At 62.1% G+C, this 17,167-nt stretch carries 13 protein-coding genes and 2 pseudogenes; 5 read left to right on the top strand and 10 right to left on the bottom strand.

Annotated elements, in window-relative coordinates; all coding sequences use genetic code 11:
* Window positions 1-141: 141 nt before the first annotated feature.
* The 4 genes from P0Y58_14080 to P0Y58_14065 are packed head-to-tail and all read left to right on the top strand — an operon-like array spanning window position 142 to window position 4,710.
* Window positions 142-951 carry a shikimate dehydrogenase gene (locus P0Y58_14080; GenBank protein WEK28040.1) on the top strand — a complete coding sequence of 270 codons (810 nt, stop codon included), beginning with the start codon at window positions 142-144 and terminating at the stop codon, window positions 949-951.
* A 4-nt stretch (window positions 952-955) separates the two neighbouring features.
* Window positions 956-2,689 carry an FAD-dependent oxidoreductase gene (locus tag P0Y58_14075; GenBank protein WEK28039.1) on the top strand — a complete coding sequence of 578 codons (1,734 nt, stop codon included), beginning with the start codon at window positions 956-958 and terminating at the stop codon, window positions 2,687-2,689.
* On the top strand, window positions 2,674-2,994 hold the full coding sequence (locus tag P0Y58_14070; protein ID WEK28038.1) for an NIPSNAP family protein: 321 nt from the start codon (window positions 2,674-2,676) through the stop codon (window positions 2,992-2,994). The genes P0Y58_14075 and P0Y58_14070 overlap by 16 nt, the downstream gene beginning before the upstream one ends.
* Before the next feature lie 42 nt (window positions 2,995-3,036).
* Window positions 3,037-4,710, top strand: a complete 1,674-nt coding sequence (locus tag P0Y58_14065; protein WEK28037.1) for an FAD-dependent oxidoreductase — start codon at window positions 3,037-3,039, stop codon at window positions 4,708-4,710.
* 22 nt (window positions 4,711-4,732) lie between these two features.
* On the opposite strand, the gene P0Y58_14060 is transcribed toward P0Y58_14065, so the two are convergent.
* The 10 genes and pseudogenes from P0Y58_14060 to vasI form a co-directional block, all read right to left on the bottom strand.
* Entirely contained in the window at window positions 4,733-5,869 is a 1,137-nt protein-coding gene (locus tag P0Y58_14060; GenBank protein ID WEK28036.1) for an OmpA family protein, read from the bottom strand.
* 21 nt (window positions 5,870-5,890) lie between these two features.
* Window positions 5,891-6,331 carry a type VI secretion system baseplate subunit TssE gene (gene tssE / locus P0Y58_14055; protein WEK28035.1) on the bottom strand — a complete coding sequence of 147 codons (441 nt, stop codon included), beginning with the start codon at window positions 6,329-6,331 and terminating at the stop codon, window positions 5,891-5,893.
* Between the two features lie 4 nt (window positions 6,332-6,335).
* On the bottom strand, window positions 6,336-6,872 hold the full coding sequence (gene tssJ / locus P0Y58_14050) for a type VI secretion system lipoprotein TssJ (GenBank protein ID WEK28034.1): 537 nt from the start codon (window positions 6,870-6,872) through the stop codon (window positions 6,336-6,338).
* On the bottom strand, window positions 6,853-7,950 hold the full coding sequence (tssG, locus tag P0Y58_14045) for a type VI secretion system baseplate subunit TssG (GenBank protein ID WEK28033.1): 1,098 nt from the start codon (window positions 7,948-7,950) through the stop codon (window positions 6,853-6,855). The genes tssJ and tssG overlap by 20 nt, the downstream gene beginning before the upstream one ends.
* Window positions 7,914-9,683: a type VI secretion system baseplate subunit TssF gene (gene tssF, locus P0Y58_14040; GenBank protein WEK28032.1), complete on the bottom strand. Its 1,770-nt coding sequence runs from the start codon at window positions 9,681-9,683 to the stop codon at window positions 7,914-7,916. Before tssF ends, tssG begins: the two co-directional genes overlap by 37 nt.
* Window positions 9,684-9,706: 23 nt before the next feature.
* Window positions 9,707-11,293 (bottom strand): type VI secretion system protein TssA, encoded by a 1,587-nt coding sequence (gene tssA, locus P0Y58_14035; protein ID WEK28031.1) that lies wholly within the window; start codon window positions 11,291-11,293, stop codon window positions 9,707-9,709.
* A pseudogene (locus P0Y58_14030) lies at window positions 11,290-13,779 on the bottom strand (ImcF-related family protein). Before P0Y58_14030 ends, tssA begins: the two are co-directional and overlap by 4 nt.
* A complete protein-coding gene (locus tag P0Y58_14025) occupies window positions 13,775-14,236 on the bottom strand; it encodes a contractile injection system protein, VgrG/Pvc8 family (protein WEK33332.1) in 462 nt (153 codons plus the stop codon). The pseudogene P0Y58_14030 and the gene P0Y58_14025 overlap by 5 nt, the downstream one beginning before the upstream one ends.
* A 2-nt stretch (window positions 14,237-14,238) precedes the next feature.
* Window positions 14,239-15,654, bottom strand: a pseudogene (locus tag P0Y58_14020) (AAA family ATPase).
* A 29-nt stretch (window positions 15,655-15,683) separates the two neighbouring features.
* On the bottom strand, window positions 15,684-16,334 hold the full coding sequence (gene vasI, locus P0Y58_14015) for a type VI secretion system-associated protein VasI (GenBank protein WEK28030.1): 651 nt from the start codon (window positions 16,332-16,334) through the stop codon (window positions 15,684-15,686).
* A gap of 326 nt (window positions 16,335-16,660) precedes the next feature.
* Between vasI and tssB the strand changes: the two genes are divergently transcribed.
* Window positions 16,661-17,164: a type VI secretion system contractile sheath small subunit gene (gene tssB / locus P0Y58_14010; GenBank protein ID WEK28029.1), complete on the top strand. Its 504-nt coding sequence runs from the start codon at window positions 16,661-16,663 to the stop codon at window positions 17,162-17,164.
* The last annotated feature ends 3 nt before the right edge of the window (window positions 17,165-17,167 follow it).

Below are 17,167 nucleotides of genomic sequence, written 5' to 3'. Positions count from 1 at the left end.
GCAACGGGGAGAAAAACAACCGATTACTGCGATAACCGGATCATGATTGCGATTATCGCACTATTGGCCTGATCAGCGCATTGTTGCTCTCTCGCTTCTGTATCACGCTTGCCTCCACAACAACACAATAAGGAGGTCAGCATGATTCGTGGTTCCACTGAACTGGTCGCCATCGTCGGTTCGCCCATTGCCCAGGTGAAGTCCCCCGAAAACTTCAACACCTGGTTCGCCAACAACAACTGCAATGTCGCCATGCTGCCCATCGACCTGAACGAAGCAGCGCTGGCCAGCTTTGCCGACACCCTGCGCGGTTGGCAAAACCTGCGCGGTTGCGTGGTCACTGTGCCGTACAAGCAGGCCCTGGCCAACCGCCTGGACGGCCTGAGCGAACGCGCAGCCGCCCTGGGCTCGGTCAATGTGATTCGGCGCGAGCCTGGCGGGCGCCTGCTGGGCGACAACGTGGACGGCGCGGGTTTTCTGGGCGCTGCGGGTAAACATGGTTTCAAGCCGGCAGGCAAACGGGCATTGGTGATCGGTTGCGGCGGTGTCGGCAGTGCCATCAGCTATGCGCTGGGCGAGGCCGGCATTGCCAGCATCACCCTCCACGACCCCAGTGCTGCCCGCCTGGGCGCTGTATGTGAACTGCTTGGCAATGCCTTCCCCGGGCTCGACATCCGCACGCAGTTCGATGGGCTGGAAGACTTCGACCTGGTGGCCAATGCCTCGCCCGTGGGGATGGGAGCAAGCGCGGAGCTGCCCCTGTCTGCGGCGCTGCTGGCGACCTTGCAGCCCGACACCCTGGTCGCGGATGTGGTCACCTCGCCCGAGATCACCCCGCTGTTGAACCGGGCTCGCCAGGTGGGCTGCACGGTCCAGACGGGCCCGGAGATGGCCTTCGCCCAACTGGGCCACCTCGGCGCCTTCATGGGCGTGACGCCCCTGGAGATCTGAAGCCATGGCGACTATCGAACACACACAACAGCACTTTGACCTGGTGGTACTGGGCAGCGGCGCCGGTGGCTTTGCCACGGCAGCCACGGCTGCGCGTCGCGGGCTGAAGGTACTGGTGGTGGAGAAGGCCGAGCGCTTCGGCGGCACTTCGGCGATTTCCGGCGGGGCGGTGTGGCTGTATGGCACCGACCAGGCCCGCGCCGCGGGCGCCAAAGACTCGCCCGAGGCCATGCGCACCTACCTCAGGCATGTCATCGGCGACGGCTACGACCCCGCCTTGGCAGATGCGTTCATCGAGCACGGCCACCAGGCACTGCGCTGGCTTGAACAGCACACCGAACTGCGCTACGCACTGCGCCCGCACTCGCCGGATTATTACCCCGATGCACCCGGCGCCACCCAGTCTGGTCGGGCACTGGAAATGGTCGAGTACGACGGCAAGCACCTCGGCCCGCGTTTCAAGGATCTGCAAATGCCACCGCCGGGCATGCTGCTGTTCGGCGGCATGATGGTCAACCGCGTGGATATCCAGCATTTCCTCAGCATTCGCCGCTCGCCCAGGTCGCTGTGGCATTGCCTGAAGCTGATGGCACGTTACGCACGGGACCGCCTGCAGCACCCGCGTGGCACCCGGCTGACCACCGGCAACGCACTGATCGCCCGCCTGGCCACCAGTGCCTTCGCCCATGGCGCACAACTGTGGTTACACAGCGAGGCCGTGGAGCTGATCGTTGACCAGGGCGTGGTCACGGGCGTGGTGGTACAACGCGAGGGACGCCGCGAGCGGGTAATGGCCCGCGGCGGTGTGGTGTGCGCCATGGGCGGGTTTGCTGCGGGCGCGCTCGCCGCTGGCTACCGGCCAGCCCAACAGGCGTCACACCTGACCATGTCACCGGCTGCCAACGACGGCGCTGCACTGCGCCTCGGCCAGACCGTGTCGGCAGCCCAGGGCGAGGGCCTGGCGGCCAACTTCTTCTGGGCGCCGGTTTCCGAACTGCGCCACGCCAATGGCGAGCGTGAGCGCTTCCCGCACCTGGTCACCGACCGCGCCAAACCGGGCGTGATCGCGTTGAATCCGGCCGGGCGGCGCTTCGTCAACGAGTCCGACTCGTACCACCACTTCGTGCAGACCATGTTCGCCAACGGCATTGCCAGTTGCTGGCTAGTCTGCGATGCCGAGGCCATGAACCGCTATGGCTTGGGCCTGGCGCGGCCAAAACCGGTGAACAACCAGGCGCTGATCGACGCCGGCTACCTCTACCAGGCCACAACACCGCAGGCCCTGGCCCAGGCCATCGGGGTCGACCCACACGTATTCGTGCATACCCTGGAGCAATTCAACGCCGATGCGCGCAACGGCATCGACCGCGCGTTTGGCAAAGGCGGCAACAGCTACAACCGCTACATGGGCGACCCCGAACACACGCCCAACCCCTGCCTGGCGCCGCTGGCCAGCGGGCCGTACTACGCCATCCGTATCCACACTGGCGACCTCGGTTCGGCCTGCGGCTTGGTGACCGACGCCCAGGCCAACGTGCTGAACCGCAATGGCCAGCCGATTGCCGGGCTGTACGCGGTCGGCAACGACATGAACTCACTGATGAATGGCACCTACCCCGGCCCCGGCATCACCCTGGGCCCTGCCCTCACCTTCGGCTGGCTCGCTGCCAACCACATCACCGCGCGCCTGCAGGCGCCGGCCACCCAAACGGAGACCCCGACATGTACTACGAACTGAGAACCTACACCCTCGACCCACTGAAAATGGCCGACTGGCTGGCGCTGTACCAAAGCCATGCGCTGGAGGTGCAAAGCGAACACCTGGGTAACCTGGTGGGCTTTTTCACCAGTGAGTTCGGCGACGTCAACCAGGTGGTGCACATCTGGGGCTATGCCAGCCTCGATGACCGCATCGCCCGCCGCGCCGCAATGGCCGCCGACCCACGCTGGGCGGAATTCTCACGGCGCAACCGCGAACTGGCAGCGGTAGTAAGCCTGCAATCACGGCTGATGCGGCCCACCGGTTTTTCGCCGCTGCAGTAAACCGAACTTCATCCTCTATCAACGCCTGAGCGGAACCCTTGCATGCAACCCCTCGAATGCGACGTACTCGTCATCGGCTCCGGTGCCTCTGGCCTGGCGGCCGCCGTTACCGCCGCGCATCACGGCCTGCACGTGATCGTTGCGGAAAAAGCCAGCCAGCTGGGCGGCACCAGTGCCTGGTCGGGGGGCTGGCTGTGGGTACCGCGCAACCCGCTGGCCATCGCCGAAGGCATCGTCGAAACCGACGATGCCCCGGAACGCTACCTGCGTGCGCAAACCCACAGCCCCGAGCTGGACCCACGCCAACGTGCATTCCTGCGTTACGGCCCGGAGATGGTGGCGTTTTTCCAGCAGCACACCGCGGTGCAATTTCAGTCCGGCAGCCGCATGCCCGACATGCGCGAAGGCGACGGCAGCGCACACGGCGGCCGTTCGTTGTGCGCACAGCCCTACAACGGCCGGCTGCTCGGGCCCTGGCAGCACAAGCTGCGCCCACCGCTGGACATTGTCAGCCTGGCCGGCATGGGCATTGCCGGCGGCACCGACATGGCCGCCTTTTTCAATGCCACACGCTCGCCCAAGGCTGCACTGCATGTGGGCAAACGCCTGCTGCGTCACGGGCGCGACCTGCTGCTACACAGGCGTGGCCAGCAACTGGTCAATGGCAACGCACTGGTCGCACGCCTGCTGCGCAGCGCCCTGGACCTGGGGGTGACGCTGCTGACCGACAAGCCTGCCAGCCACCTGCTGGGTGAGGGCCAAGTCAGCGGCGCGCGGTTTGCCGATGGCCAGGCGATTCGCGCACGCCGTGGGGTGGTGCTGGCCTGTGGCGGCTTCCCGCACGATCGCCAGCGCATCGCACAGTTGATGGCGCATGCGCCGGACGGTACCCAGCATCACTCGGCCGCGCCCAAGGAAAACAGCGGTGACGGCCTGCGCCTGGGTGAACAGGCCGGTGGCCACGTGAGTATCGCGCTGGCCCAGTCCGGCGCCTGGGCACCGGTATCGCGGGTACCACGCAGTGATGGCAGCTTCGGGCACTTCCCGCACCTGATTGACCGGGCCAAACCCGGCTTCATTGCCGTGCGCCGCGATGGCCGACGCTTCGTCAACGAAGCCGATTGCTACCATGACTTCATGAACGCACTGTTCGCCGCCACACCGCAAGGCGCCCCCGCAGAGGCCTGGCTGATCTGCGACCACGCCGCGCAACGCCGCTACGGCATCGGCTGGGCCAAGCCGTTTCCCTTCCCCACCCACCTGTACCAACGCTGCGGCTACCTGCACAGCGGCGCAACGCTGACAGCACTGGCGCAGCGCTGCGGCATCGATGCCGAGCAGTTGCAACGCACAGTGGCAGGCTTCAACCAGCATGCGGCCCAGGGTGAAGACCCGGCTTTCCAGCGTGGCGCGTCAGCGTACAACCGCGCCCAGGGCGAACTGCAGCAAGGACCCAATCCATCACTTCGGCCGTTGGTGAAGGGGCCGTTTTACGCAGTGAAACTGCTGCCAGGCAGCCTTGGCACCTTCGCCGGCCTGGGCACCGATGCCTCGGCCCGCGTGCTGGACCACGCGGGGCAGCCAATACCCGGGCTGTTTGCGGTGGGGAATGACATGGATAGCGTGATGGGCGGGTACTACCCGAGCGGTGGGATTACACTTGGGCCGGGGATGACCTTTGGCTATGTCGCTGGAAAGGCACTGAGTAGTTCATAGTCAGAAGCTGATCAAACTAATCTCACCGCTCTACCAATTCCCCGCACGCATTGGTTTGCGGCACTATCCGGATATCCACACGCCGATTGTCTGCTCGACCATTGAGGGTGTCATTGCTGCTAACCGGCTGGCTGGCTGCCACCCCTTGAACAGCAAAACAACTGTCCGGGATATCCCCCATGCGCTGTATCCAGTCGCGCACGGCAGTGGCCCGGGCTCGGGACAGTTCAAGATTTTTGCCAGCATCACCCTGCGCATCCGCATGCCCGGAGATAACGATCAGCCAACCCGGTTGTGCCTTGATATCAACCAGTGCATTGACCAGCAGCCTGGTTGAACCGGACTTCAGCTCTGCACTGCCAGGATCGAACAGGTTCAAACTGTCCAGCTGGATCGGCTCAGGCGTGCGGGACTCATCGGCTTTCCTGGATGCCCACTCATGCCAGCCCAGCCAACCCACAAAAACACTGCTGACCGTCAACGTCAGCAACCACGGCAACACCGCGCGCTTGTGCACCGCAGGCTCGACCACAAAGGTGTAGGTCGGTGGTGCTGAGACAACCGTGGCTATCTGAGGGCTGACCGTGGGCTCGGCTGGTGATGCCCATGATTGCAACGCAGGCGGCATCAGCACATCCCGGCTGCCCGACATCCGTTGCATCAGGCTGCTGATCTGTTGTCGAAACACCTTCAGCGAAGCCACGGGGGCATGGCCAAGCCGCTCCAAACGGTGCTCCAGCCGCCCCAGTTCAACAATCAGTTCCCTCAGCATCGCCAGACTCGACCCACCCCATTGCACCATTCGAACCAGAGGATGCAGCTGAGCAAACAACCAGGCGATGAGGTCGATCCGAGCTGAAGCCTGCACCGGCCACAACCGTGGCCACTCGTCCGTGAGGGTAGAGAGTAATGCCACTCCCTCAGTCAAACCAGCGAGTCCCATAAGGTGGCTACGCGCCAATATAAAGGACACCGCCGTCTGCAGCTCCACCCCATTCCGTTCGAAGAGCCTCAAGCACAGCGCTTCAACTTTTGCCCAGTCAACGTCAGGACACGCTGGGTGATCGAGCCTGGCCAATTCACCGCGCAACACGTTGAACTCATCAAAACTGCCTGGGTCCCCACCCAGGCAGATACGCATTTCAAAAAGCGCCGTCATCTGGCCCCCTTGTTCGTAGGTCTATGGCTTGGAGAAATAGCCTTCCTGCTTCAGGTGCCGCACAACCACCCTCCCGTCAGGTGCAAGCGTGGTTCCAAAGGTGGTCCGGCCACCGCCCTGGGTGCGAACGTCGAGTGCGTATTCCAGATGACCCGGCCGTATTTGGGGCAGCAATGTAACGCGAACCTCTGCCAGACGCGGTTCATACCTGCGCAACGTAGTCACGATGTCATTCATCAATCCGTGGGCCGAGGCTGGCAGCCCTTGTAAAACCGTGCCCATATCCGGCAAACCATAGTCCGGCAGATGGGCGATTGTTCCGGCACGGCTGTTGAGAATGCGCTGAAGATTGTCCAGAACCGAAAGCGTCAGCTGATCATCCTCACCGACCCGTTCCAGTTCCAACTCACCGCTGAAATTCTGCAGCAGCGTTTCGTAAAGCGAAGGGCCTGGCTCGATCATGTGTTCAGTCCTCGCTACTCGGGCGCAACTTCAAACGGTTGTCACCCAGCTCGACGACGCTGGGCTGGTCCGGGTCGAGATCCTCACGCAGCAAGGTCAGACGCCACGCGTTTTGCACAGCGTCCGGGTTTCTGAACAATGCAATCACGGCAATGTATTGGGCGGCCCTGTGCAAAGGCGTACTGAGCTGAGCTGCCTCACCTGGCTTGACCACTACGGCCCTTTCGTTCAACAGGTCACCACCCAGCACACGCTCGCCGTGGCTTACCAGGTCGTCGTAGGTTGCCCTGTCCAGTGCCTTGTGATCTCGCAACTGGTAGACACGCACCAGCACCGGAACGGACAACCCACCCATCTCGATGCTGTCAGTATTCATCGCTGTCCGGCCGGTGAAATCCAGATGCAGCGTGTTGACTTGCTTATAGAAAATCGCGTGGGCCTTGGAAGCGGTGCCATCCACGACCTTCTGGGTAAGCCCACAGCCGCCCAGCAATGTCGCCAGCGCCACGGCCGTGAAGCGTTTAGAAGCAGTACGCAACATGCTGTACCTCCCTGTTGCAAGGATTCAGTTGCAGGCCTTGATATCGGCCCAGGTTCACAGTAATGGTGTCGGCGTGGGCAATTGCTTCTTCGCCGGTCGGCAAACCCAGTACTGCAGTCATCCCCAACCTGACTTGCGCGCGGCCCAGCACCGGAACGGGTAACAAACGCAGCGGAATCGACAGCTGTAGCTTTGCCGTACAGCGCCACCCCAGGTACACCTCCAACAACACCCGCAAGTCGAGCAGCAGCTGACCACCAGGAAGCCACTCACGCGCCTCTTGCGGGTCATCGGTATGCAGCAGCAGGCGCAACTGGCTGTTCGCATCAACCGCGATAGCGCCTAGCGGCATACCTTGGGAAAGCTTGACCGGGCTCTCGATTGCCAGGCTGCCCGGCCGCTCAAGCACCACACGTCTCGGCCAATGCCCTGTTACGTATGCCTGTGTGCCCGGAGCCAGCAGCTTGACCAGCGCCGAAACACCCTCGGCGTTGCGGGTGGGCAAGCGCATCACACTGAGCAACGCCAGGAAACGTGACATGGGCGTGGCAATACGCTCGGCCGTACCCGGCACCCCAAGCCCGATCAAACCCAGCAAGCATTGTGAGGTCGCATCTCGCCCGCCCGGCTCGAAGGTTGCGGGGTACGAGTACTTACGCCAGATCCGATAGAACTGGGTGAACACCCGATGGTTGAAGATATCGAGAAACGCCTCGACCGCTTCGTGGCCCTCCCGGCGCTGGGCGATGTCGTCCAGATAGGCCGTAGGCAGCGGCGAATCGACGCCGTACAAACCCAGCAGCCGCGTACGTACCGTGAGGGGGCGTTCGGGGTGGGCGTCGTCGAACTCGATGGCCTTCAGCTCACTCGCGGGGAACCCCATACCTGGGTCGGGCCGAAAGCGGACCCCATCATCACCCGGGTGTGCAGTGCTGCCCAGCGGAGGCTGATCAGCCAACACCTGCTCCAGCAACTGGCAGAAGCGATACACGTTGGCCGAGGCCACCCGCTCTCCCAGCAGAGTTAGTAGCCCATCAGCCTTCAGCCGGGAATACGCTGACTGTGATGTTCGTTCCATCGCAGGCACCTCCCCGTGGGCTGCAGGATCAACGTCAGTTGTGTGCATAAGTGAATGTCGGCATACAGGGCAAAAAACCGGCTGAGCATTTCACCGAACAGGCAGATATCGCCCTCACCCGAAAAGCCATTGCCGTCGATCGTTACTTCGATATCCACGCCCCGCAGCAAGAAGCCCTTCTCGAACCGCTGGATCAGGTGGTGCTTGACGTCAACGATGGCTTCCAGGCGACGGCGGTTGCTTTCACTACCCGTCCACTCGTACAACGCCAACGTGCCGCGCAGCACTTCAGCACTGTTGAGCATGGGCAAGAAGTTCGAGCCCAAGTGGCTGAGCACACGCCAATGGAAACGATCACGGTTCGGGGGGTAGCACGGCAACGAAGGCGAAGTCAGGTTGCGCACTTGCAAGCCGGCCTGGGTGGACTGCGCGGCAGCGTCGAGCAACGTACTGCGCAGTGCCTTGCGCGGCAGTTGACCATTGGTTCCGGTCAGGCGCAGTGACAGGCTTTTGCCCTTGAGCAGCACATCCTTGTCAAAGCCTTCGCCGCCCAGGATCAGCCAGGTGTCATGGAGACCATTGGCGCCCTGCCTGAGGCGGGTATGAAAATACCGCTCCGGGGCCTGATCGCGGAGCATGCCCCCCTTGTGGCGAAAGCTGCTGAAAGGCACGTAGTCCTGACGGACACTGTTCTTCGAGCCGGACACCCTGTCTACGGAATAAATTTCAGTGTGCCCGTCCTGCAGCCGCATCGGGCGAAGCAGATACTCGTTCTGCAGCGGGTCCAGGTTGAGCGGATCCGCGTCCAGTGGGAACAGATTGATCACAGGGACCGCATGTAAACGGATGTGCTCCTCGTTGGGCGTAAAGGCCTGCTGCCATGCTTCACAGAGCACGACCTCAAGCTCAAACCAGCCAGCGCCCATTGGCAAGGCCATGGACTCCAAGCCGCACAGCGTCACGAACATGAACTTCTCGCGGAAGGTGAAGTACTCAAGCAGCAGCTGATAGCCACTGAACGCACTATCACCTTTGGGCCAGAGGCGGTCATCGTCGGCGAAGCCTTTGGGCTTGAAGTGGCCGTCAAGCGCCTGGCGTTCTGCCTCGCCGGGCACTCGCACATACAGCGCCTGTACCTTCAAGGTCAGTGCCTGATGCAGTGCACTGGCCAGTGCGGCATCGGCGTTCAGGTACAGCGGTATCTGAGCAAGATTCAGCTGGCCCCAATCTGCCATCTCCCCGCACAAGAAACGCAAACGCAGCATCGCTCGCCCATCAGGCTCGTGATCAAGACGCACGGTGTCGAGCGTGATCGGCTGAAGTGGTAAATCCTGTGTGGTGGTATAGCGGCAGCGGGTACGTTGCGGTCCCACTGGCTGTGACAGAACCTGAAACCCCTTGGCAATGGTTGCGCTGCCTTTCATCTGGCTGACGTCAGGCGTCAGCTCAACGATGGCCAGCGAGGGGATGGTGCGCAGGTAATGGGGCCACAGCAGGCTGACCAGCCCCTCGGTCAGCTCGGGGAGGTCATCGTCCAGTTTTTCACGCAGGCGCCCCATCAAGAACGCGAAGCCCTCGAACAGGCGCTCCACATAGGGGTCCTGCGCGCCAGGCTTATCCAGATTCAGCTGCGCCGCGCGGTCCGGAAACGCCTGGGCAAATTCTTTGCCCGCTTCGCGCAGGTAGCGCATTTCGGCATCGAAGTACCGTAGGGTTAGGTTGTCCTTATTCAAGGCAGTGTCCTGATCAATGTGAGTTAGCTGCACAGCACCGCAGCACGTACCGGGTCAATGGCTACCAGCGCCGCCAACTGTTGCTCCATCTGCCGTGCCAATGCAGGCCGGTCGGCGTCGTTGCGCTGAGCTTTCAAACGCAGCAGCTTGAGCAAGCGCGCCTTGACCTCGAAGATCAGCTCGGGCTCCCAGTCGGGCAGTGCGTGGCGGTGCGCGGCGGTATCCAGTTCCGTGAACAAATGAATGGCCAGTTCGGCCTTGCCGTACTGCTCGGCCACCCGGGCCATCAACAGGCGCAGCAACCAGCGTTGCCGCCCGGCACGGGCATCAGGCCGGTTTGCCAGCCAGGCCAGCGCCGGCTCGACACCCTCAGCATCGGCTTGTGCCAGCGCCTCGGGTTCCAGTGCGAGGATTTCGCAGGTTGCCGCCGTGGTTGCCGAAGTTGCAGCAGGCAGCCACTGCGCACCGCGGCTATCGCTGACGTGCTGATTGATCCACTCACGCGTGGCTTCATCGGCAAAGGCCGAGCCATCGCTCCAGTACAGCGTCTCCAGCCCAGGCAAACGCTGCAGCAGCATGTTGAGGTCGTGTTTGACGATTTCGGCCCAGTTGCTGTGCGGGTGGGGTGATTTGCTCAAGGCTTGATGCAGATACCGTTGCAGGTCCAGCCAGAAGTGGTTGACGCCCTCGGCATACATCCGCTCGGCCTGCTCGATCAACTCGCTCCAGCGTTGCTGCAAGTGCAAGCGTTTGAGCTGGGCACGGTATTCACCGCGCGGGGGCGCCAGGCGGGTAATGCCCTGTGCATCTTGCGGTGGCACTTGGTGGACGGTGTCCCAGCGCAGGGTCTTCATCAACCGATGGGCCGCCAGCCACCCCTCTGGTTGGTCGCGCAGGTAGCCTGCCAGCTGACGCCCACTGTCCAGCAGGTCTCGCCCGGACTTGATCGCCGACGACTTCGCGCTGGTGCCAGTGTCCTCCGGCACTGACTCATTGCTGGTTTGCGGAACAATCGCATCCACGCCACCCGCCACCGCCAGGCGAGCGGACAGTGCGGTGTACAAGCCATCCAGGTGTGGCCGGTGGTCTTGTGGCCATGCGCTAAAGCCCTGCTCCAGCCACACCAGTGCCGCCACGGTGCGCCGGGTCTCGGCCTTGACCACCTGCGGGTACAACGACAAGCTAGCCAGCACACGCTCACCCGCCAGCCACTCCAAGGCCATTTTTCGGCTGTTGGGGCGCGCCGGCAGGATGCCTTCGGCATAGCGTTCCAGCAGAGCGGCCAGCAGGGTCAAGCCGTCTGCCAGGCCCGGTTCCCCATCCTTGTGCAGGCGGGCCCAGAGGTAATACGTTGCTACGCGCAAGTCTTTGCAGGCATGTTTCAGCAATTGCTGCGCCAGCTCTGCGACCAACTCCACGTCAGCACCGGAGAGCCGGTTGACTTCTTCGCGCATGCGCTGGAAATCGTCGTCATAGCCGGGGTCTTCACCGGCAGGTGCGTCAGCGCTGATCGGGGATAACCAGGCTTCCCAGCCTTGGCCGTGCTCTCGGGCCAGGGCGATGGCATCGCTCCCGGGCAGGCAACTGGCGACCAGGCTTTTCAGGCTCATAGCGGGCCTCCGTTCTGCGCGTAACGCGCATCGTCCACAAGGAAGATGTCCCTGGGCAGGCGGAAGCTGCGCAGCTTGAGCAACGCCAACGGGCCTTCACCCAGCTCCGTACGCAGATGCCAGGTCAGGCCCAGGCCATCCGGCGCGCTCAACACCATACGAAAACGGCTATCGCCGTCGTCCAGCGGTGTAACGCTGGCTTCCTCCAGCAGGCGTATCAAACCCCAGGTGCCCTGGTAGTCCGCATACAGCCGTTCGCCGCCATGGATGCCGGTCCAGGTCAGGCTGATACCGGGGTGGTCTCCCTGCCCTGGCCAGCGAAAGCGCTGCCAGCGCTCGCGCTGGTTGAAGTAATGATGCTTCTCGCCGTTGAGCACGAAGCTGGTCTGCACCACATCCCGCACGGGTTTGCCGCGCAGTTCGAAGCTCATGCCCATGCCGCCGTCGGTGTAGAGCACATCTGCCAGCTGGCTGAGCTGGTTGATGGCCTCCAGAAAGGCGGGGTTGAAACGCAAGCCCTGACTTTGCCGGGGGTCGATTACCCAACGACTGCCCTCTTTGCGCACCAGTCCACTGAGCTGTTGGTGCAGGAACTGCTCGATCCGCCCGGAGTCGGCGCGAATCATCTGCCCGAGCATGGGCAGGGACGCATCACTGCTGGACGCGGCAAAGGGGTATCGGTTGTCGAATGCGCCATGCCACTCATCGACGATGGCGCGCTGCCAGTCCCGGTTGAGGCCTGCGGATGACGGTTGCAGGATCTGTTGCCAGGCCTGCGTCAAGGGTTGCACGAACAACGCATGAGCCACCGGACCCCACTCTGCGCCCAGGCTTGCGGCAATCAGGTTGCCATAGGACTGCGCGTCGCTCAGGTCGACGCCCTTGCCTTGAAACACGGTCTGCGCCATCACTTGCGTCATGGCTTGCGGGTCTGGGGCATTGGTTATCTGTTGCAGCTTCAGCCGCACACTGGTGACCCGCGTAAGGAAGGTTTGCAGGCTCAACTGGTCGCTGCCGGGTCGGCCTTCGGGGGCATTGCCCAACAAGGTCATGAGGGGGCCGAACGTACTGTCGAGTGGGCCGCTGGAAGCTTGAGCCAGCGGATCAACCCGCGGTGGCGCTTTCTGCCCCACCAGCTTCTGTGCCGACTCAATCAGCGAGTCGGCCAGGGCCTGGCCACGGGCACCCGCCTGCCCTTGGTAGCTCAGTGTGTTCATCAGGGCGATCAGAGACGACTGGCGCAGATCGCTCATCACCGTCAACTGGGCAATTACGTCATGCAGGTTAGTGCTTTGCTTCCAGCGCAGGCTATTGAGAAAGGCCAGCCAGGCACTGCTGTAATCTCTGAAATAGCGCGCCGTCAGCCGCGCTTTCAGTTGCTCAGGGCTCAGCTCGCCCGCGACATCGCCCACGTTATCGCTCAGTACCCAGTCGATTTCCTCACGACGCGCCGTCGCGGCGTCATCGATGGCCGCGCGGACCTGGCCCTCCCAGGCTTCACGGGTGAACACGCCGGGGACGTGACCGGTGCTGGTGAACAGCGCGGTCGCGTCTGTGTCGCCAACCATTTGCTGCAAGGCCATCGGCGGATAGTGGTTGGCGGCGGTGTCGAGGAGTTGCTGGTACAGCGTCGCTTCCGCGTTGCGTTGGCCCAGCTCAGCGAGCAGTACCTGGCGAACCTGGCCAATCAACTTGGGGTTGGCCTTGACCGCCCACTCCGGGTGGTCGGGCAAATGCTCGGCGTAGAACCGCCACATGGCAGGCTGCTTTACGCCCACACTCTCGACCAGGAAGTCAGTATCGGCTTTTTCCGGGCGGGCCAGCATCAGGTAGGCCTTGAGCGGTTCATAGGCCTGCTGCGCTCGCTCGGCACGTGCCGGGCTGCCAGGTGCGAGCTTGACCAGAGCGGTAAGCTGGCCTTCCAGGTCGGACGCGGTCGGGTCAAGGAGCAGTCGAGCATTGGCCTCAACATACAGCGGCCACACCGCCTCACGCAGGTCATCAGAGCGGTTCAGGCCAAAGCGTTGATACCAGGGCGCGCCGTGCTCGCTGCGGTAGGCCAGTCGGGACAGTTCGCGAACCAGCTCGCCCAAGGCGTGCATTGGATCACTGCCGGCCTCGGGCTGTTCCAGCGCCCGGTATGCGGCATCCACTCGACCGAGTTCGACACGGTTGCTGGCAAAGGACACCAACAAGCCGATGGCCCAGACGGTCGCTAGCCCGAGCGCCGAGGCGTAAATGATTCTTCCCGGGCTCCAACCCAATCTGCGGGGTCGAGCAGGCCGATCACCGGCAATGCCAGACCACGCGGGGCTATCAAACCAGTGGTGATTCAACCCCGAGTGATTATTTGAGCGCAGTGGCAAACTGAACCACACGCCGCGTAATGCAATCTCACGCTCGCTGTGTAGCGCACGCAGCGCGGGGAGCCAGCGCGCAACGGTTCCGGTCTCGATGCCACGCGATAAGCGAAGCAAGAAGTCATGACGGGTATTCGCGGAGCAGGTCGAACAGGAAGTAATGCGCTTCGAATTGATGGCGATTGCGCAAGATGCTTTCGACGATTTCCGGTACCGACTGATGCTGATAGATCCGGTACTGTTGGCCACGGCTGAGCAGTGCCAACCGCGCCTGCAGGGTCACCTCATAACGGGCTTCATCCCTGGAACTGGAGACGCGTTTGAAACCGGTGATCACACCGTGCAGCGTGCGTGATGCGGCCTCCTGGGTCACATATTGCTGCGGCCCGCCTGACGACCCCATCTGAAAACTGGCGTCTTTGCCAAGGACCTTGGCAGCATTGATGTCCTGCGTCGCAGAGGTAAAGGCCACCGTGTACTTGAAAGGCTGGCTCAGCCATTCCTCGCCTTTGAACGACAGTACATCGAGCTCGACGGCATCCAGTTCATCGACTTCAAGCGTGTAGTGGTTATGGGTCACCATCATCAAGCCCTCTCGGTAGCCAGCAACGCTGCGTCGTGTTCATCGGAAAAGCTCAAGCTGATACCGGTGTCTTCGCAGTACCCAAGCGCCACCATTTGGGTAGGCTGCCCCAGGGCCTGGCGCTGCAGTAGCTGTTGGCTGAGTACTGGTAGAATCTGCTGGTTCAGCAAAATGTCGATATTGCGGGCGCCGGTATCAGGCAGCAGGCAGGCGGCGACCAAGGCCTCGTAGAGCGCGTCATCCACCGCGCACTGCAAGCCGTAATGACGCTGCAAACGCCTGGCAACCTGGTCGAGTTTGATCGCGACAATGCGCTTGAGCGCGCCGGCTTCCAGCGGGCGGAAGATCAATGTCTGGAATCGCGCCAGCAGTGCTGGCTGGAAGTGCTCGCGTAGCACCGGGCGCAACAGCTCGTGGAGTGCAGCGTCTTCCGTGGCTGGCTGCTGTTCGATGTAACTTTGCAGCAGGTCGCTGCCGAGGTTGGAGGTCATCAGAATGACCGTATTGCGAAAATCAATCTCCCGTCCTTCGCCATCGCGCATGACGCCGCGATCGAACACCTGATAGAACAGGTTGAGCACATCACGATGGGCCTTCTCGACTTCGTCCAGCAGCACGACGCTATAGGGGCGCTGTCGAACGGCCTCGGTGAGTACGCCACCCTGGCCGTAGCCAACATAGCCAGGTGGCGACCCTTTCAGTTGGCTGACGGTATGCGCCTCCTGGTACTCGGACATGTTGAGGGTGATGAGCGACTTCTCTCCACCGAACAGGCTGCTGGCCAGGGCATGCGCCGTTTGCGTCTTGCCGATGCCGCTGGTGCCGACCAGCAGGAAGACGCCCATCGGCGCGTTGTCGTTCGTTAACCCTGTACGGGCGGCACGCAGCCGCTGAGCCAGTGCGAGCAGGGCCGGGTCTTGGCCGACAACGCGTTCGGCCAGTTGATCTTCCAGGGTCAACAAGCTGGCGTGTTCGTCCTTGAGCAAGCTCCCGAGGGGAACGCCTGTCCAGTCAGCGATCACCTCGGCCACGCTGCGGGCACACACGTCGAGCGACAGTAGCGGCCGACTCCCCTGTACATAGCTCAGTTCTTGTTGCAGCTGCGCGCAGGCCGCTGTATCGACCTGCTCGGCCTGACGGACATTGAGCAGTTGGTGGGTAAGATCGAGTTCTTGTTGGTACTGCAACTCCAGCGCGGCCTGCTGGCGCTCCAGTTGAAACAGCTGAGCGTTGATCTTCGTCAATCGAGGCTCAATCACCTTGCCGGTAAGCTGTGCATCCTCTTCCAGCGCAGTTTGCTCTGCAGTCAGGGCCGTCTTCTGAGACTTCAGGTGCACCAGCGCCTGGGGTTCGCAATCCAGGCTCATGCGAACGCGTGCGCAGGCGGTATCTATCAGGTCAACCGCTTTGTCCGGCAACCGACTGACCTCGTCCCCGGATACCTGCGCTACCACCGGCATGTGCTTCGCGCCTGGCTGATCAAGGGGTCCAGGCCTTGTGCATCGAAGGTCAACCCGTCGATCTCGGCGTGATCACTCACAACCTGGATACGCTGAGCACCGATCAGCTCCCTGATCTGCTCGATGGCTGGCAGACCCCGCCCGGCATCGAGCACCTGCCCGTTCTCCATCACCTGCCAGGGCGTCTCACGGGTAGACCAGCCCTGCCCGGTCAGCCGTACCTTGACCCAGCTTGCTTCGATCGGGCGCCTGGCGATCAGCTGTAGCCGGGAGATCGCCTGGATGCAACTGATTGCCATGTAAGCAGGTTCGTCACTCGATGCAATGGCAGGCGCCGAAATCACAAGCGCTGGTGCGCCCGCACCTTCCTGAATCTGGCCCCGAAGCCGAAACGTGAGGTCGTCCGCTGCCCGGGCAGCTTCATTGGCCAACACGCGCAACACACTGGGTGCCTGCTGCTCCGGTGCAGACCACTGCCGTTCTGTCATGTATGCCGGGGTGCCCGCAGCCTGATCGAAACAGGCCAGCCGCTCGACGCTGGACACTATCCGGGGGCAGTCCCGAGTGGGACCCGCCAGCACTGGCTGCAAACAAAACAGCAACGAGAGGCCGGCGCCATATACACAGCGGTTAATCATCCTGAGCTTACTCTCTGAAATAGTACAAACGCCCTACATGAGCACACGAACTTTCCTACAAATAAACACCACCACACATAAATGCATGCGGCCAACTCGAACAAAATCAGCAGAAGCCTAATACATGCCTCCAGGTGCACACAAACAAATATTAACTTACATCTTCACGCTCGACCACGCAGCACTTTTCCATGCATGGTTTTTATAGGGACAGACAACCACCCCAACCAATTAAACATATGCAGGAAACTTCCTACAAGAATTACAGCAATATCAAACACGCCTACGCCCAAACATCCTACAAGCCAACAAGGAGTTACCTGCTGATGTCTAAAAGCACGGGATCCGTCGCACCTAAAGAACGCGTCAATATCAAGTATGTCCCAGCGACGAGTGATGAGCAGGCTGAGGTAGAGCTGCCCCACAAGATGCTGGTTCTGGGCGACTTCGGGCTGGATGACAGCCGGGCGCTAGAGGACCGTCAGGTCATGCGCATCGATAAACACACCTTCAACAGCGTGTTGAGCGACGCCAACGTGAGCCTGAACGTTTCTGTGCCATCCAGGCTCAGCACCGCCCCGGATGCCGAGCTGGCAGTCCAACTGCAGTTCCGTTCCATCAACGATTTCGGGCCGGACCGGATCGCGCGCCAGGTGCCCGAGCTGAACAAACTGCTGGAGCTTCGCGAAGCGCTGGTCGCCCTGAAAGGCCCACTGGGTAACGTCCCGGCCTTCCGCAAGCAGCTGCAGCACCTGCTTAACAACGAGCAGGCCCGTAAACAGCTCGCCCAAGAACTGGACCTGGTGCTTGAGGCACCCGAAAAAGACTGAGAC

It is taken from the genome of Candidatus Pseudomonas phytovorans, assembly GCA_029202525.1.
In the GTDB taxonomy this organism is placed as follows: Bacteria; Pseudomonadota; Gammaproteobacteria; order Pseudomonadales; family Pseudomonadaceae; genus Aquipseudomonas; species Aquipseudomonas phytovorans.
This window is presented reverse-complemented; position numbering and strand designations above follow the sequence as displayed.

Excerpts from the sequence above, each read along its gene's own strand:
- P0Y58_14080 (WEK28040.1), top strand. The coding sequence starts at position 142 with ATGATTCGTGGTTCCACTGAACTGGTCGCCATCGTCGGTTCGCCCATT.
- P0Y58_14075 (WEK28039.1), top strand. The coding sequence starts at position 956 with ATGGCGACTATCGAACACACACAACAGCACTTTGACCTGGTGGTACTG.
- P0Y58_14070 (WEK28038.1), top strand. The coding sequence starts at position 2,674 with ATGTACTACGAACTGAGAACCTACACCCTCGACCCACTGAAAATGGCC.
- P0Y58_14065 (WEK28037.1), top strand. The coding sequence starts at position 3,037 with ATGCAACCCCTCGAATGCGACGTACTCGTCATCGGCTCCGGTGCCTCT.
- P0Y58_14060 (WEK28036.1), bottom strand. The coding sequence starts at position 5,869 with ATGACGGCGCTTTTTGAAATGCGTATCTGCCTGGGTGGGGACCCAGGC.
- tssE (WEK28035.1), bottom strand. The coding sequence starts at position 6,331 with ATGATCGAGCCAGGCCCTTCGCTTTACGAAACGCTGCTGCAGAATTTC.
- tssJ (WEK28034.1), bottom strand. The coding sequence starts at position 6,872 with ATGTTGCGTACTGCTTCTAAACGCTTCACGGCCGTGGCGCTGGCGACA.
- tssG (WEK28033.1), bottom strand. The coding sequence starts at position 7,950 with ATGGAACGAACATCACAGTCAGCGTATTCCCGGCTGAAGGCTGATGGG.
- tssA (WEK28031.1), bottom strand. The coding sequence starts at position 11,293 with ATGAGCCTGAAAAGCCTGGTCGCCAGTTGCCTGCCCGGGAGCGATGCC.
- P0Y58_14025 (WEK33332.1), bottom strand. The coding sequence starts at position 14,236 with ATGGTGACCCATAACCACTACACGCTTGAAGTCGATGAACTGGATGCC.
- vasI (WEK28030.1), bottom strand. The coding sequence starts at position 16,334 with ATGATTAACCGCTGTGTATATGGCGCCGGCCTCTCGTTGCTGTTTTGT.
- tssB (WEK28029.1), top strand. The coding sequence starts at position 16,661 with ATGTCTAAAAGCACGGGATCCGTCGCACCTAAAGAACGCGTCAATATC.